The following is a 15,160-nucleotide window of genomic DNA, read 5'->3' as shown; positions in this document are numbered from 1 at the left end:
AAGTCTTTATTACGTCCTCGAACAGCGATCAAGCCAACGATAACGGCGCGCGATCAATGCGCGCCCGCCGCCGCCGCGTCCGCATCGCCGCCGCCCGAGCGCGACGGCCTGGTGATCCAGATCAGCGGAATGATCGCGATGAAGATGATCGCCGACACGTAGAAGATGTCGTTCAGCCCCATCACGGCCGCCTGCGAATCGACCGAGGTGTTGAAGAACGCGAGCGCCGAATCGGGGCTCAGGTGCAGCAGCGAACGCGCGGCGTCGAGCTGCTGCGCGAAGATCGGGTTGCCGACGCTCGCCTGTTCGGTGAGCCGGACGTGATGCAGGATCGTCCGATCGTTCCACGCATTGCTGATCAGCGACGTGCCGACCGCGCCGCAGAACGTGCGGCCGAAATTCGACAGGCCGGCGGCCGCGGGAATCTTCTCCGGCGGCAGCCCCGACAGGATGATCGCCGTGAGCGGCACGAAGAACATCGCCATCGGAATGCCCTGCAGCAGCGTCGGCAGCACGAGATCCCAGTGCGACACGTCGGAATAGAACGTCGTGCGCATCATGAACACGACCGCGAAGCCGACGAATGCGAGCGTCGCGAGATAGCGCGGATCGGTGCGCGGCAGGATGCGTCCCATCACCGGCGTCAGCAGGATCGCGAAGATCCCGAGCGGTGCGGTGGCGAGCCCGGAGTCGATCGCGCGATAGCCGAGATAGCCCTGCATCCACTGCGGCAGCAGCACCAGCGTGCCGAAAAACATCCCGTACGCGACCGAGATCGCGATCGTGCCACCCGCGAAATTGCGCTGCGTGAAGAGCCGCAGGTCGACGATCGGATTGGCCGCGGTCAGCTCCCACACGAGAAAGAACGCGAAGCCGACCAGCGCGACGATGCCGAGCGCGACGACGACGGGCGAATTGAACCAGTCGAGATCCTTGCCCTTGTCGAGCATGATCTGCAGCGACGCGACCCACAGCACGAGCAGCAGGAGGCCGACCATGTCGATCGGCAGGCGGCGCACGGGCGATTCGCGATCCCGGAACACGATCCACGTGACCGCCGCCGCGAAGAAACCGACCGGAATGTTGATGTAGAAGATCCACGACCAGTTGTAGTCGTAGGTGATCCAGCCGCCGAGCGACGGCCCCACGATCGGGCCGACGAGCGCGGTCATCGACCACAGCGCGAGCGCCGTCGCCGATTTCTGCCGCGGCCATGCGCCGAGCAGCAGCGCCTGCGACAGCGGCGCGAGCGGCCCGGCGACCGCACCCTGCAGGATTCGTGCGGCGAGCAGCGTCGGCAGGTTCGGCGCGATCCCGCACAGCCACGATGCGAACACGAACAGCAGGATCGACGTGACGAACAGGCGCACCTGGCCGAAGCGCTGCGTGAGCCAGCCCGTCAATGGAATCGACACGGCGTTCGCGGCCGCGAAGATCGTGATCACCCACGTGCCTTCGTCGACCGACACGCCGAGGTCGCCCGAGATCGTCGGGATCGCGACGTTCGCGATCGACGAGTCGAGCACGTTCATGAACATCGCGAGCGATACCGCGATCGTGCCGATCGCGAGCTGGCCGCCCGTCAGCGGGCCTGGAGTGGACGAAGAGGACATGGCGTTCCTGCGTGAGGGAGGGTGGTCCGCGCGGCGCGCGCTGCGCGTCGCACACGCGTACGCGCGCGACGCCTGCGCGGGAGAACCACGAAGCGGACGGACACACGCTGCCCGCGCGCGGCCGGCCAAGCGGCGGCGCGTTGCAGCGTGCGGTTCAGGCGTTGAATCGGAGGCGCGAAGCCGTGACGGGCTCCGGCAGGCGGGCGAGTACCGGTCAGGAAGGCGCGACGCGCGTGACGCGTCGGCGCGCAGCCGGCCCATGGCTGCCATAGCGTGTGGTGTCGTTTCGCATCGCAACAGGCTAACGATGCGACGAGCGGCGATCAACGCTCGCCCGCTCATTAATTCCTTTCGTGTGCCGCAATAATCCGGACGGTACGCGCCGATTGCCGGTCGTGCGATGCCGGTTACGACGCGTTCCGCCAACCGGTGAAGACTTCCGTCAGGAACTCGACGAAGATGCGCACCTTGCTGTCGAGCGTCGCGCGGCGCGGATAGAGCGCGTGCAGTTCGACGTCGTCGGTGCGGTGCCAGTCGGGCAGGACGATCTCGAGTTCGTTCTTCTCGAGCCGCCGCGCGATGTAATGCGTGGAGATCAGCGCGATGCCGCCGCCGCTCGCGGCCTGGCGCAGCACGGTGATCGATTCGTTCGAGATCAGCACGGGGCGGATCGGCACATCGGCCACGTCGCCGGCCGCGTTGGTGAGCCGCAGCGTCAGGCCGGGCGCGTCGCGCCCCACGTACAGGAAGTCGTGCTGCGCGAGCTCGTGCGGTGTCTGCGGGCGCCCGGCGCGCTCGAGGTAGGCGGGGCTGGCGGCGAGCTTCGCGTGCGACCAGCCGAGCGAGCGCGCGACGTAGCCGGAATCGGTCAGCATGCCCGCGCGCAGCGCGACGTCGAAGCCGTGCTCGACGAGGTCGAGCGGGCTGTTGTCGTAGATCAGCACGAGCTGCACCCGCGGGTAGCGCCGGTGAAACTCCGCGAGTGCCGGCTCCAGCTCGAACAGTCCGATCGAGTAGGGCACCAGCACGCGCAGCGTGCCTTCGGGATCGGTGCGCAGCGCGCGGGCCTGGCGGTCCGCGTCGAGCAGGATTTCCTCCGCGCGCAGGCAGCGCTCGTAATAGTCGCGCCCGCCTTCGGTGACGGACACGCGGCGCGTGGTCCGGTACAGCAGTTGCACGCCGAGATCGTCCTCGAGCTGCTTGACCTTGCGGCTCACGCGGCTGAGCGGCATGTCGAGTTGCACAGACGCGGCGGTGAAGCTGCCGCGTTCCACCACGCGCAAGAATATCCGGATGCTATCGAAGTCCATACAGGTTGTTTTCAGTGCTTGGCCTGCGCGCATCTTACCGTCGCCAGCGGAATGGCTGCGTGTCGGTCAGGCCGATTATCCCGCCCGCTGCAATAACGCATCCCGTGGGGCCGGTAGTGGCGGCCGTGGCGCGATCGTATGCTCGCCGCATGAAATTCGCTTTCCCCAGCCTGCCGCCGTTCGCGGTCGTGCGCACCGCGCTGCGCGACGCATGGCCCACCTTGCCGCCCGGCGCGCTCGGGTTCGCGTTGCGCAACACGGCCGCCTCGCTGCTTGCGCTTTACATCGCATTCCGGATGAATCTCGACGACCCGAAATGGGCCGCGTCGACCGTGTGGATCGTCGCGCAGGGCACGCGCGGAATGGGGCTGTCGAAGAGCCAGTACCGGATCCTCGGCACCGCGATCGGCGCGGCCGTCGCGCTCGCGCTGACCGGCGCATTCGCGCAGACGCCGGAGCTGTTCCTGACCGCGCTCGCCGCCTGGATCGGCCTGTGCGCGGGCGTCGCGACGTTCCTGCGGAATTTTCGGGCGTACGCGGCGGTGCTCGCGGGCTATACGGCCGCGATCGTCTCGATGGATGCGGCGTCCGCGCCGCTGCACGCGTTCGATATCGCGACCGCGCGGTTCCTGTATGTGATGTTGGGCATCATGTGCGGCGCGGCGTTCGAAACGGTGTTCGCGCCGGGCTCGCCGCTGCGCGACGTCCGCACGCGCCTCGCGCGCTATCTCGGACGCGCGGTGGCCGTCGGCGCGGCCGCGCTGCGTCGCGAGCCGAACGGCGCGGCGGTACACCGGCTGTTCGCGGAGGCGCTCGATCTCGATACCGCGGCCGAGTATGCGGCCGCCGGCGCGCCGCCGGTGCGCAACGCGATCGGCCATCTGCGCGCGGCGGCGCTGGGCGTGCTGTCCGCGCATGCGGCCGCGCAGGCGATCGAAGCGCATGCGGCGCGCAGCGGCGACGCGCCCGATCCGCTGGTCGCCGATGCCGCGCGGGTGCTCGACGGCGTCACTGTATCAGGCGAGGCGGGACCCGAGATGGCGGCGCTGCGTGCACGGGTGGACCAGGCGTTGCACGTCGAGGCCACCGAGCCGACGGGCTCGGATGACTCACGCCTGCTCACGCTCGACCGGCTGAGCACACTGCTCGCCGGATTCGACGACGCGTTTGCAAGCAAGGCGCGGGTCGACCTGCCGGTTCCGCCGCCGTCGCGGGTCCGCTATGCATTTCATCGCGACGTGGTGCTCGCGTGTCACAACGGCATTCGCGCGTTCATCGCGGTGCTGGTCGCGTCGGCGATCTGGATCGTCACCGCATGGCCGTCGGGCGCCGGTTTTGTCGCGATCACGGCCGTGGTCGGCGCGCTGTTCTCCACCCGGCCGAATTCGGCCCGGGCCGCGATTGGGTTCCTCAAGGGCACGGCCTGCGCGGCGGTGGCGGGGATCGTCTGCAACTTCATCCTGCTGCCGGCGGTGTCGGGCTTCGAGATGCTCGCGTACATCATCGGCGTGTTCATGATTGGCACCGGCCTCGCGATGCGCCATCCGCGCACCGCCGCGCTCGGCAGCGCATTCTCGATCTTCTTCTGGAATTTCACGTCGCCGGACAACACCGCCCGCATCGGCGATGCGGCGTTCCTGAACAGCGCACTGTCGACGCTGCTCGGCATCGCGTTCGGCGTGCTGGTGTTCGCGCTCGTGTTTCCGGGCGATCCGGGCACGAGCCGGCGGCGGCTGCATCGCGCGGTGCGCCGCGACCTCGCGGATATCGCCCGCCACCCGCGCGGCTGGTCGGCAAGCGCGTGGCTCAGTCGCACGGCCGACCGGCTCGGGCGCGAGCTCGGGTTCGCGGGCACGCTGCCGCAAACGCTGATCGAGCGCGACATGCGCGACCTGCTGGCGATCTGGGGTATCGGCGACAGCCTGCTGTCGCTTGCGGAACTGGCGGCCCGGGAGCCGGCCGCGCGTCGCGCGGTGGCCGTGGTGCGCGGCCGCGCCGCGCTCGCGGATTTCGCCCGGATCGAGCGCAGTTGCGATATGGCTGCGCGGTTGCTGCGGCGGCGCGTGGCCGATATCGACAGCGACGCGGCACGCGCGCTGCTGCGCGGCATCGTGTTGCTGAGGCGGATCGCGGACGCGGTGGCCGGGCACGACCACTTCCTGCGCGGCCGCCGCGACTGAACGAGCAGCGGCCGACGGGGCGTCGAAGGCGCCCGGCCCGTCAGGTGAGCCGATACGCCGGACCGGGCGTCACTTCCGCCGGCAGCGGCTCGTGGTTCAGTTCGAGCAGCGTGCGCTCGATCATCCGCGTCATCGCATCGAGCGCGAGGTGGTTTGGCCCGTCGCCGAACGGCTCGGCGATCGCATGGGCGATCGCGTCGAGCGCGATCAGCGTATACGCGACGAACACTGTGACGAACGGCGTCGCCGCGCCGATCGAGTCGACCAGGCCGAACGGCAGCAGCACGCAGTATGCGTAGATGGTCCGGTGCAGCAGCACGTCGTACGAGAACGGGATCGGCGTCGATGCGATGCGCTCGCAGCCGCTCACCATCGACACGAGATCGTCGAGGCGCGCGTCGAGCATCCAGAGCCGCGTATCGGCGAGATGCCCGGCGTCGGCGCGCGCGGCGAATGCTTCGCGCAGTTCATGAACGATCGCGATTGGCGCATACCGGGCGGCGACGATGCGCGCATGGGTCCCGTCGTCGAGCAGCGTGCGCAGGTCCGCCGCCGGATCGGTGCCGCGCAGCTGATGCTTCAGCGCATGGACGAACGCGATGACCTTGCGCACGAACGCCTGCCGCGCGGCGTCATCGTCGTCGATCGCGCCGTAGCAGAGTGCTTGCGACACCAGCGTGCGCGTGGCGGTCAGCACGCCGCCCCACAGCTGCCGGCCCTCGCGGTAGCGCTCGTAGCTCGCGTTGTTGCGAAACCCCGCGAAGATCGCGAGCGTGAGGCCGATCAGCGTGAACGGCGTCGGGTTCAGCGGCACCTTCTCGCCGAACACGCGGCCGCCGCCCCACACCGCGACGAGGCTGATCGCGAGCGTCAGCACGAGCTGCGGCAGGATGGTCGGCAGCACCGATCCGTTCCAGACGAGCAGCATCCGCAGCCAGTGCTCGCGCGGCCGAACGATCATCGCGGCGTTCCGTCAGGCGGCAGCCGACGCCGGCGCGGCCGCGCGATGCAGCAGGACCGGCACCGACTTCGACGTCGGCGTGTTGCACACGTCGCCCACGCTGTCGAGCGGCACCAGCGGGTTTGTTTCCGGGTAGTACGCGCCGATGCAGCCGCGCGGGATGTCGTATTCGACGAGCAGGAAGCCGTTGGCGCGCCGCTCGATGCCGTCGTGCCACACGGTTTCCATGTCGACCCATTCGCCGGCCTTCAGGCCGAGCATCGCGAGGTCGTCGTGGTTGACGAACACCACGCGGCGCTGGCCGAACACGCCGCGATACCGGTCGTCGAGCCCGTAGACGGTCGTGTTGTACTGGTCGTGCGAGCGTGTCGTCATCAGCGTCATCAGGCGCTCGCCGTGCAGCGCGCGGGCGCGCTGGATCGGCGTGTCGGTCGGCAGCGCGTGCGCGATGAAGTTCGCCTTGCCCGTCGGCGTCAGCCATTCGCGATCGCGCGACGCGACGCGCAGGTGGAAGCCGCCGGGCCGCGCGATGCGCGCGTTGTAGTCGTAGAAGCCGTCGAGGGTCGCTTCGATCGCGTCGCGGATCTTCGCGTAGTCGTCCTTGTATGCGAGCCAGTCGATCGTGCCGCTGCCGAACAGCGCGTGACCCATGTGCGCGACGATCGCCGGCTCCGACATCAGGTTCGCGGAAGCCGGCTTGTTCATCCCGTACGACACGTGGACCATGCTCATCGAGTCCTCGACCGTCACGCCTTGCGGCACGTTGTCCTGCAGGTCGATCTCGGTGCGGCCGAGCGTCGGCAGGATCAGCGCGTCGCGGCCGTGGATCAGGTGGCTGCGGTTCAGCTTGGTCGTGATGTGGACGGAGAGCGCGCAGCGGCGCAGGCCTTCCCACGTGCGCGGCGTGTCGGGCGTCGCCATCGCGAAGTTGCCGCCGAGGCCGATCAGCACCTTCACGCGGCCTTCGAGCATGCCTTCGATCGTCTCGACGACGTCGTAACCGTGATGGCGCGGCGGCTCGAAGTCGAACACGTGGCCGAGCCGGTCGAGGAACGCCTGCGACGGCTTTTCCTCGATGCCGACCGTGCGGTTGCCCTGCACGTTCGAGTGGCCGCGGACCGGACACAGGCCGGCGCCGGGGCGGCCGATGTTGCCGCGCATCAGCATCAGGTTCGTCAGCATGTGCACGGTCGCGACCGAATGCTTGTGCTGCGTGATGCCCATCCCCCACGTCGCGATCACGCGCTCGCTGCGTGCATAGCGCTGCGCGAGGGCGTCGATCTTGTCGTACGACACACCGCTTTCGGCCGTCAGCGCCGGCCAGCTTTCGCGGCGCAGATCGTCGGCGAACGCGTCGAAGCCGGCCGTGTGTTCGTCGATGAACGCGGTGTCGAGCACGCGCGGCGCGCCGGCGGCGCGCGCGGCGTCGTCGAGTTCGAGCACGCGCTTGGCCATCCCCTTGATCAGCGCGAAATCGCCGCCGATCGTCGGCTGGATGAACGTCGACGCGATCGCGGTGCCGGACATCGTCAGCATCTCGAGCGGGCTCTGCGGATCGGCGAAGCGCTCGAGCCCGCGTTCCTTCAGCGGGTTGATCGACACGATCGTCGCGCCGCGCTTCGCGCATTCGCGCAGCTCGCCCATCATCCGCGGATGGTTGGTCGCCGGGTTCTGGCCGAAGATCAGCAGCATGTCTGCGTGCTCGAAATCGTCGAGCGTGACGGTACCCTTGCCGACGCCGACCGAAGCCGGCAGCCCGCGGCTCGTCGCCTCGTGGCACATGTTCGAGCAGTCGGGGAAGTTGTTCGTGCCGTACCGCCGCACCAGCAGTTGATACAGGAACGCCGCCTCGTTGCTCGCGCGGCCCGACGTGTAGAACGCGGCCTGGTTCGGGTCCGGCAGCGCACGCAGGTGGCGCGCGATCAGCTCGAACGCGTCGTCCCACGCGATCGGCACGTAGCGATCGGTGCGGGCGTCGTACACCATCGGGTCGGTCAGGCGGCCGTGCTGTTCGAGCTCGAAATCCGTCTGTTCCAGCAGCTCGGTGACCGTGTGCGCGGCGAAGAATTCGGGCGTCACGCGCTTGCTCGTCGCTTCGGCGGCAACGGCCTTCACGCCGTTTTCGCAGAATTCGAACGTCGACGCATGCTGGCGGTCGGGCCACGCGCAGCCCGGGCAGTCGAAGCCGTCCGGCTGGTTCTGGCGCAGCAGCGTGCGGTAGTTGCCGCCGGTGACCTTTTCCTTGATCAGGTTGATCGCGACGGCTTTCAGCGCGCCCCAGCCGGCGGCCGGGTGGTGATACGGTTCGATGCGCGGAGCGGCGGATTTTTTTTTCATGATGCGGGTGTTCAGGGTCGATGCAGTGAGAGTACGCGCGGCGCCCGGGTTGCTGTGTGTACACCTTTCGACTTCAAAAAAGAGTACAGTTTCGGCCATTCAGGCAGTGCGGGCCGCAACTGTGTTTTTGAAGGGAAGTTGAAAGGGAGGCGCGTGAAGCGTTACGAACAACTGGCCGACGATCTGCAGGCGCAGATCGAGCGCGGCGTCTACCGGTCGGGCGAGCGGATTCCGTCGGTGCGGCAGGCGAGCCGGCAGCAGCAGCTCAGCGTGACGACCGTGCTGCGCGCGTATCTCGTGCTGGAGAGCCGCGGCCTGATCGAGAGCCGGCCGCAGTCGGGTTATTTCGTGCGGGCGCGGGTCACGGAGCCGGCCGAGGCCGAGCTGCACACGTCGGCGCCGGCGGCCGAGCCGTCGGCGGTGGACGTGAGCCGGCTCGTGCTGTCGACGCTGCGCTCGATCGCGCGTGACGACGCGGTGCCGCTCGGTTCGCCGTATCCCGACGCGTCGCAGTTCCCGGTGCAGCGTCTTGCGCGCTACGCGCAGGCGATCGGACGGCGCCGCACGCGCTGGGGCGTGATCGACGACCTGCCGCCCGGCAATCAGGAACTGATCCGCCAGATCGCGCGGCGCTACGCGGAGCGCGGGATCGCGGTCGAGCCCGGCGAGATCGTGATGACGATCGGCGCGACCGAGGCGATCAACCTGTGCCTGCAGGCTGTCGCGCGGCCGGGTGACACGATCGCCGTCGAGTCGCCGACGTTCTACGCGATGCTGCACGCGATCGAGCGGATGGGCATGCGCGCGCTGGAGGTGGCGACGCATCCGGGCGACGGCATCGATCTCGACGCGCTCGAACGGATCCTCGAGCGCGAGCGCATCGCCGCGTGCATGGTGATGCCGAATTTCCAGAATCCGCTCGGCTTTCAGATGCCCGATGCGCGCAAGCGCGCGCTCGTCGAGCTGCTCGCGAAGCACGGCGTGCCCGCGATCGAGAGCGACGTCTACCACGAGCTGCATTTCGGCGATACGACACCGAGCGCGCTGAAGTCGTACGACCGCGACGGGCTCGTGCTGCACTGTGCGTCGTTCACGAAGAGCCTGTCGCCGCGCTACCGGATCGGCTGGGCGATGCCGGGCCGCTACCGCGACCAGGTCGAGAAGCTGAAATTCCTGAACACGCTTGCCACGCCCGCGATCGAGCAGCTCGCGATCGCCGAATACCTGAAGCACGACGGCTACGATTTCCACCTGCGGCGGATGCGCAAGCAGTATGCGCAGCAGGCGAGCCTGATGAGCGCGATGGTGCGGCGTTTCTTCCCGGCGGGCACGCGGCTGTCGCAGCCGCAGGGTGGGTACGTGCTGTGGGTCGAGTTGCCGCCGCAGGTCGACGCGATGAAGCTGTATGCGCTCGCGCTCGCGCAGGGCATCACGGTCGGGCCCGGCCATATGTTCTCGGCGAGCGCCGATTACCGGAATTTCATCCGGCTCAACTACAGCTATCCGTGGTCGCGGCAGATCGAGGACGCGCTGAAAGTGCTGGGGCGGCTCGCGTCGGAGTGCGCGGGGCTGTGAGCGGCGCGCGGTGAGGCGCGCTGCGGGATCGCGAGCGGCGGCCCGTTGCGGGCCGCCGCGGCAAGCGTTACCGCGCGTGCGGCGCCTGCAGTTCGCCTTGCGCCGCGCCGGCCATCCGGCGCATGTCGAAGCCCGACGGGTGCTGGTACACGCGCAGCCCGAATTCCGGCAGCACCGCGATCAGGTGATCGAACAGGTCGGCCTGGATCGTCTCGTAGTCGACCCAGCTCGTCGTGTCGGTGAAGCAGTACAGTTCGAGCGGAATGCCTTCGGCGGTCAGCGGCAGCTGGCGCGCCATGCACGTCATGTCGCGGCGGATTCGCGGATGGCCCTTCAGGTAGTTCGCGACGTACGCGCGGAACGTGCCGAGATTCGTCAGCTGGCGGCGGTTCGCCGGGCATTCGCCTGCCGTGCCGAGCGTGCCGTTCCATTGCGCGATCGCGTCGACCTTGTCTTCCAGGTAGTCCTTCAGCAGCGTCAGGCGTTCGAGCCGCTCGATCTCGTCGTTATCGAGAAAGCGTACGCTCGTTGCGTCGATGAACAGCGCACGCTTGATGCGGCGTCCGCCGGCTTCGGTCATCCCGCGCCAGTTCTGGTAGCTCTCGGTGATCAGCTTCCACGTCGGCACCGTGATGATCGTGTGATCGAAGTTCGCGACTTTCACCGTGTTCAGCGTGATGTCGATGACGGTGCCGTCCGCACCGGCCGACGGCATCGTGATCCAGTCGCCGATCCGCAGCATGTCGTTCGACGACAGCTGCACGCCGGCGACGAGGCCGAGCAGCGTGTCCTTGAAGATCAGCATCAGCACCGCCGACATCGCGCCGATGCCCGACAGCAGCAGGCCGATCTGCTTGCCGGTCGCGTCGCCGATCACGACGAGCGCGGCCGTGATGAACATCACGAGCTTGACGAGCTGCATCGCGCCTTTCAGCGACAGGCGCGGCTGGTCGCGATGGCTCGTGCGGTGCGTGTGTTCGAGCGCGGACAGTGTCGCGCTGATCGTCATCGACACCAGCAACACGATCAGCGCGAATAGCACCTTGTCGGCGGCCTGCGCGGCCACGGCCGGAATCCCGGGCACTGCCACGAGCCCCAGCTTGATCACGACGAACGGCACGATGCGGTTCAGCCACTTGAATGCGCCGAACTCGAACAGCGCGTCGTCGATGCGCGTGGCCGACAGCCGCGCGATGCGCGCAACCACGCGGAACAGCAGGAAATGGACGGCGGCCGTGATCGCGCCGGCGGCGGCGAGCAGGATGAGGAGGCCGACGAGCGGCGCAAACCAGGATTCGTTCAGGGTCATAAGGGCAGGCAGGGTCCTTCTCGTGCGTTGAATCTGCGCCGCCATGCGGCGCGCGCCCGATGAAGGGCACATGAAAGGGACCGTGATTGTGCCATCGGGTTCCGGCCGGATGGCGCGAATGCATGCTGTGGGGCGCCCGGACATCCTCACCGTTGTGTGGTTTTCGCAGGGGTTCACGCCGCGCAACACACTGTGCACTTGCCACGCGATGCCCGCGCGGGGCACGATGCGCGAACGACTTCGCGCCTCCCGTTTCCACGTCGATCAGGTCATCCACGCATTTCACGCATGCAAGATTCCAACGAAAGCCAGCCGTCACGCGCGCGGCTGCCGAAGGTCATTCTGCCGATTCGCCGCGCGTCGGCCATCCGCGACGTGTTCGCGGGCATCTCGCAGGCCAAGCAATGAGAGCAATCATTGCCATCCTCAAAGTGACTTTGGCCGTGGTTGCCGTATGCCTGGTTGTCGCAATCGCCTCGATGTTCTTGCCGGCCAACGTGAGGAGCGAGATCACGCTTTTCTCATTCAAGAATGCGAAGCCCACGATCTTCGCGATCACGTCGATCGCCTTGGTCCTCCCCATCTACCGGCTTGCTAGAAATTCGGGCCATTTGAGTCGGGCGAAGCGCATAGGCCTGGCGATCGTCATGCTCGGATTTTTGGGATTCTTCTACCTCGTCAGCGTTCGCGGGATCACGACTGACGACACCGATTGTCAGCGCTACGACTACAACACCAAACTGAATGGCGGTATTAAACAGGTCGGCGGCACAACCTACATCGTGAGCATCTGCGGAAGCGGCGGCCACGGCAACGGCCTTTTCGCCGATCAAAATGAGCAAGTCAAAATCGTCGTGGCCGATGCACACGGATCGACGCTGGCAACCCGGCTGTTTTTCGTGTTCTGGGGCGGGCGACCGGGCTACGAGCCTATCGAGATTCACAATGGAAAATTGTTCTACTTCGATGCGTCGGATCAGTACGACGGCATGCGATCGATTTCGATGCCACCCACTACGGTCGACTGGATAGCAGCGAGAATTCCAATTTGGCTTCGCTGAGCTCGTCAACGCGCTGCACGCGCGCCGGATCGGCGTGCTGTTCGGGCGCGTGAACCGTTACCTGCATGCGGACACGGAGCGCCACCGGATCACGGAGATCGTCGGCGCGTCGTGCATCTTCCCGACGCTGCATCAGGCGCTGGCAGCAGCGGGCATGACGCCGGCGCAGCAGGAACCGGCTGTCGTGTAGCAGGAGACCCCGTCATTCAGCGCGAACCGGCTCGCGCGCCCCCGTCGGCCGTGCGCCCGCGCCGCTCGACCATCGCGGCAGCCGCAGCGTCGTCACGAAGCTCGCCGCGTGCAGCGCGCAAAGCAGGCCGAACGCCCACGCGTAGGCGACCCCATGCGCGCCGCCCGTCGACACGGATTCGGCCTGCAGTCGCCACGCGAGAAACAGCGTGCAGATCGTCGTGAACGTCGGGCCGCCCAGGCGCTGGACGATATTGAGCGACGTCGTCGCCATCGGCAGGTTGCGCCGTTCGACCGACGCATACGCGGCAGACATCGACGGGATGCCGATCGCGCTCTGGCCCATCCCGCGCAGGAACAGCGCGGGCACCAGCACGTAGGGATCGTAGCCGGCCAGCGCGAGATACACGATCGGCAGCGTCGCGACGAGTGCGAGCATCGCGCCGGCGGCGGCCAGCCGGCGCACGCCGAACCGGGTCGTCAGCGCGCCCATCAACGGATATGTGACGAGCATGCCGAGCCCGAGCGGGGCCAGCAGCCAGCCCATCTCGCCGGGCGAGCGGCCGCACGCCTGGATCAGGAACACCGGAATCAGCATCTGGCCCGCGTAGATCGCGCCGTTCGACAGGAACTGCGTGGCGGCGGCCGCGCCGAACACGCGCGCGCGAAACAGCGCGACATCGATCAGCGCACGCTCGCCTTTGCGTCGCTCGACGCGCAGGAATGCCGCGAGCAGCAGCACCGAACCCGCGATTGCGGCGATACCCGGCACGGCGTCGATCCGCTCCGCGCCATACAGGAACAGCACGAGCGCTGGCGACAGCAGCGCGAGACCGACCCAGTCGAGCTCGCGCCGCTGCGTTTCGTCGCTGTCGCCGGGCAGGAACCACACGGCCAGCGCAAGCGCGAGCGCGCCGACCGGCAGGTTCACGAGAAAGAGCCAGCGCCACGACGCGTGCTGCAGGATCGCACCGGCGACGACCGGGCCGAGGATCGGTGCGATCAGCACGGGCACCGCCGCATAACCGATCACGCGTGCCATCTGCTGGCCGGCCACGCGCGCGATCATCATCTGCGCCATCGGCGCGAGCAGCCCGCCGCTGACGCCTTGCAGCACGCGGAACGCGATCAGCGACGGCGCGGACCACGCGAGCCCGCACAGCGCCGACGTCAGCGTGAACGCGGAGAAACACCACAGGTACAGCGCTTTCGCACCGATGCGGTCGACCAGCCAGCCGTTCAGCGGCAACACCAGCGTGAGCGCGAGCAGGTAGCCGCTCGTCACCCACTGGATCGTCGACAGGCTCGCGTGCAGGTCGGTCGCGAGGCTCGACAGCGATACGTTGACGATCGTCGCGTCGAGCTGCGACAGCAGCCCGCCGAGCGTCGCGACCGCGCTGACTTTCCAGATCGACGGATCGAGCCGGGCGGTCGCATGACCCGGCGCCGGCCGAGCGCGCGTGTCGTTCATGCGCCGCGCCGGTCGAGCAGCGCGAGGATCTCTTGCGTCGAACCGGTCTCGCCGAGACGCGGGAACACCCGTTCGACGCTGTTCGTGTGCGCGTCCGCGTTGAGGTCTGTCATCGCGTCGATCGCCAGCGTCACGTTGTAGCCGAGTTCGTGCGCCTGGCGTGCCGTCGATTCGACGCCGATGCTGGTCGCGACGCCGGTCAGCACGATCTGCGTGACGCCGGCTGCTTTCAGGTACGCGTCGAGATCGGTGGCGGTGAACGCGCCCCAGGTCTTCTTCGTCACGACGTGGTCGGCCGGCTGGCGGTTCAGTTCGGGTACGAGGTCGGCCCAGTCGGCAGGAACGGCATCCAGACGCGCCTGCTGCTGCGTGCGGCCCGGCGCGCCGCCGGCGACGTTGACGAGTACCACCGGCAGCCCGCGCTCGCGGAATGCGTCGAGCAGTTCGCGCGTGCGCTCGATCACCGGGGCGACCGGGTGGGACGTGGGCAGCGCGACGATGCCTTTTTGCAGGTCGATGACGACGAGCGCCGTGTTCGTGTCGAGACGGGTTGTGCTCATGGTGCTGATGCTCCGTGAATTGGGCAAAGGGAAGCGTGCGCGCGGATGCCGCGCCGCACGCAGGCGGCGGTCATTGCTCGCCGATGCGCCGGATCAGCGGAATCGCGGCGGCGAGCGTGCGGATCTCTTCAGGGTCGAGCTTCTCGATCGCGGCGCCGAGCCACTTGTGCTTCGCGGTGTCGCGCTTGCGCCGTGCTTCGCGGCCGGCCGCGGTCAGCAGGAACAGGATCTGGCGGCCGTCGGTCGGGTGCGGCTCGCGTTCGACGAGCCCGTCTTCCTCGAGGCTCGCGAGAATCGCCTTCATCGACTGCGGCTTCATCGCCTCCGCGCGGGCGAGGTCGGCGGTCGTCATCGGGCCCTGTCGTTCGAGCCGCGCGAGCGCGCTCGTCTGCGACATGCCGAGCCCTTCGGAGTCGATCTCCGAGCGCAGCCGGCGGATCAACTGGCCGACCGCGAGGGTCAGGTCGGTGGCGACGGTGTCGGCGGAAACGCCGGGTGTACGTGGTGGTGTCATGCGATGGAGCATAGAACACGACAGTTAAACTTGCAAGTTTGGCTGTCGAATTGAGTGGGGGTTCGGAATGCGCGGTGCGT

General features: G+C 67.9%; 11 protein-coding genes and 1 pseudogene. 4 read left to right on the top strand and 8 right to left on the bottom strand.

The window, feature by feature from the left end; translation table 11 throughout:
* Positions 1 to 53 precede the first annotated feature (53 nt).
* Together LMA02_RS24845 and LMA02_RS24840 are read right to left on the bottom strand one after the other, a co-directional pair.
* Positions 54 to 1,613 carry a DHA2 family efflux MFS transporter permease subunit gene (locus tag LMA02_RS24845; RefSeq protein WP_228907906.1) on the bottom strand — a complete coding sequence of 520 codons (1,560 nt, stop codon included), beginning with the start codon at positions 1,611 to 1,613 and terminating at the stop codon, positions 54 to 56.
* Between the two features lie 407 nt (positions 1,614 to 2,020).
* Positions 2,021 to 2,923: a LysR family transcriptional regulator gene (locus tag LMA02_RS24840; RefSeq protein WP_228907905.1), complete on the bottom strand. Its 903-nt coding sequence runs from the start codon at positions 2,921 to 2,923 to the stop codon at positions 2,021 to 2,023.
* 149 nt (positions 2,924 to 3,072) lie between these two features.
* Here LMA02_RS24840 and LMA02_RS24835 point away from each other — a divergent pair, with 149 nt between their 5' ends.
* Positions 3,073 to 5,103, top strand: coding sequence for an FUSC family protein (locus LMA02_RS24835; protein WP_228907904.1), 2,031 nt, complete (start codon positions 3,073 to 3,075; stop codon positions 5,101 to 5,103).
* Between the two features lie 40 nt (positions 5,104 to 5,143).
* Here the strand turns inward: LMA02_RS24835 and LMA02_RS24830 are convergent, their stop codons facing one another.
* Together LMA02_RS24830 and LMA02_RS24825 are read right to left on the bottom strand one after the other, a co-directional pair.
* Positions 5,144 to 6,064 carry a bestrophin family protein gene (locus LMA02_RS24830; protein WP_228907903.1) on the bottom strand — a complete coding sequence of 307 codons (921 nt, stop codon included), beginning with the start codon at positions 6,062 to 6,064 and terminating at the stop codon, positions 5,144 to 5,146.
* Between the two features lie 12 nt (positions 6,065 to 6,076).
* Positions 6,077 to 8,401, bottom strand: a complete 2,325-nt coding sequence (locus tag LMA02_RS24825) for an FdhF/YdeP family oxidoreductase (RefSeq protein ID WP_228907902.1) — start codon at positions 8,399 to 8,401, stop codon at positions 6,077 to 6,079.
* A gap of 153 nt (positions 8,402 to 8,554) precedes the next feature.
* Between LMA02_RS24825 and LMA02_RS24820 the strand changes: the two genes are divergently transcribed.
* Positions 8,555 to 9,976, top strand: a complete 1,422-nt coding sequence (locus tag LMA02_RS24820) for a PLP-dependent aminotransferase family protein (RefSeq protein ID WP_228907901.1) — start codon at positions 8,555 to 8,557, stop codon at positions 9,974 to 9,976.
* 67 nt (positions 9,977 to 10,043) lie between these two features.
* Here LMA02_RS24820 and LMA02_RS24815 read toward each other — a convergent pair whose 3' ends face one another.
* Complete coding sequence (locus LMA02_RS24815; protein WP_228907900.1) at positions 10,044 to 11,285, bottom strand: mechanosensitive ion channel family protein; 1,242 nt, start codon at positions 11,283 to 11,285, stop codon at positions 10,044 to 10,046.
* A gap of 404 nt (positions 11,286 to 11,689) precedes the next feature.
* On the opposite strand from LMA02_RS24815, the gene LMA02_RS24810 reads away from it, so the two are divergent.
* Together LMA02_RS24810 and LMA02_RS24805 are read left to right on the top strand one after the other, a co-directional pair.
* On the top strand, positions 11,690 to 12,346 hold the full coding sequence (locus LMA02_RS24810) for a hypothetical protein (protein WP_228907899.1): 657 nt from the start codon (positions 11,690 to 11,692) through the stop codon (positions 12,344 to 12,346).
* A pseudogene (locus tag LMA02_RS24805) lies at positions 12,342 to 12,536 on the top strand (sodium-independent anion transporter); the annotation flags it as partial. The gene LMA02_RS24810 and the pseudogene LMA02_RS24805, both read left to right, overlap by 5 nt.
* A 12-nt stretch (positions 12,537 to 12,548) precedes the next feature.
* Here the strand turns inward: LMA02_RS24805 and LMA02_RS24800 are convergent.
* The 3 genes from LMA02_RS24800 to LMA02_RS24790 form a co-directional block, all read right to left on the bottom strand.
* Positions 12,549 to 14,006 (bottom strand): DHA2 family efflux MFS transporter permease subunit, encoded by a 1,458-nt coding sequence (locus LMA02_RS24800; RefSeq protein ID WP_228907898.1) that lies wholly within the window; start codon positions 14,004 to 14,006, stop codon positions 12,549 to 12,551.
* A complete protein-coding gene (locus tag LMA02_RS24795) occupies positions 14,003 to 14,566 on the bottom strand; it encodes an isochorismatase family protein (RefSeq protein ID WP_228907897.1) in 564 nt (187 codons plus the stop codon). Before LMA02_RS24795 ends, LMA02_RS24800 begins: the two co-directional genes overlap by 4 nt.
* A gap of 70 nt (positions 14,567 to 14,636) precedes the next feature.
* Positions 14,637 to 15,092 carry a MarR family winged helix-turn-helix transcriptional regulator gene (locus LMA02_RS24790; RefSeq protein WP_228907896.1) on the bottom strand — a complete coding sequence of 152 codons (456 nt, stop codon included), beginning with the start codon at positions 15,090 to 15,092 and terminating at the stop codon, positions 14,637 to 14,639.
* Positions 15,093 to 15,160 lie beyond the last annotated feature (68 nt).

Source organism: Burkholderia sp. B21-005 (genome assembly GCF_020843965.1).
GTDB classification, from domain to species: domain Bacteria; phylum Pseudomonadota; class Gammaproteobacteria; order Burkholderiales; family Burkholderiaceae; genus Burkholderia; species Burkholderia ambifaria.
The sequence above is the reverse complement of the archived record's forward strand: the minus strand, read 5'-3'. Positions and strand labels throughout refer to the sequence as shown.

What these genes read in the sequence shown, in the direction of transcription:
- LMA02_RS24800 (WP_228907898.1), bottom strand. Translation starts at nt 14,006, where the DNA reads ATGAACGACACGCGCGCTCGGCCGGCGCCGGGTCATGCGACCGCCCGG.
- LMA02_RS24825 (WP_228907902.1), bottom strand. Translation starts at nt 8,401, where the DNA reads ATGAAAAAAAAATCCGCCGCTCCGCGCATCGAACCGTATCACCACCCG.
- LMA02_RS24815 (WP_228907900.1), bottom strand. Translation starts at nt 11,285, where the DNA reads ATGACCCTGAACGAATCCTGGTTTGCGCCGCTCGTCGGCCTCCTCATC.
- LMA02_RS24795 (WP_228907897.1), bottom strand. Translation starts at nt 14,566, where the DNA reads ATGAGCACAACCCGTCTCGACACGAACACGGCGCTCGTCGTCATCGAC.
- LMA02_RS24840 (WP_228907905.1), bottom strand. Translation starts at nt 2,923, where the DNA reads ATGGACTTCGATAGCATCCGGATATTCTTGCGCGTGGTGGAACGCGGC.
- LMA02_RS24790 (WP_228907896.1), bottom strand. Translation starts at nt 15,092, where the DNA reads ATGCTCCATCGCATGACACCACCACGTACACCCGGCGTTTCCGCCGAC.
- LMA02_RS24810 (WP_228907899.1), top strand. Translation starts at nt 11,690, where the DNA reads ATGAGAGCAATCATTGCCATCCTCAAAGTGACTTTGGCCGTGGTTGCC.
- LMA02_RS24845 (WP_228907906.1), bottom strand. Translation starts at nt 1,613, where the DNA reads ATGTCCTCTTCGTCCACTCCAGGCCCGCTGACGGGCGGCCAGCTCGCG.
- LMA02_RS24830 (WP_228907903.1), bottom strand. Translation starts at nt 6,064, where the DNA reads ATGATCGTTCGGCCGCGCGAGCACTGGCTGCGGATGCTGCTCGTCTGG.
- LMA02_RS24835 (WP_228907904.1), top strand. Translation starts at nt 3,073, where the DNA reads ATGAAATTCGCTTTCCCCAGCCTGCCGCCGTTCGCGGTCGTGCGCACC.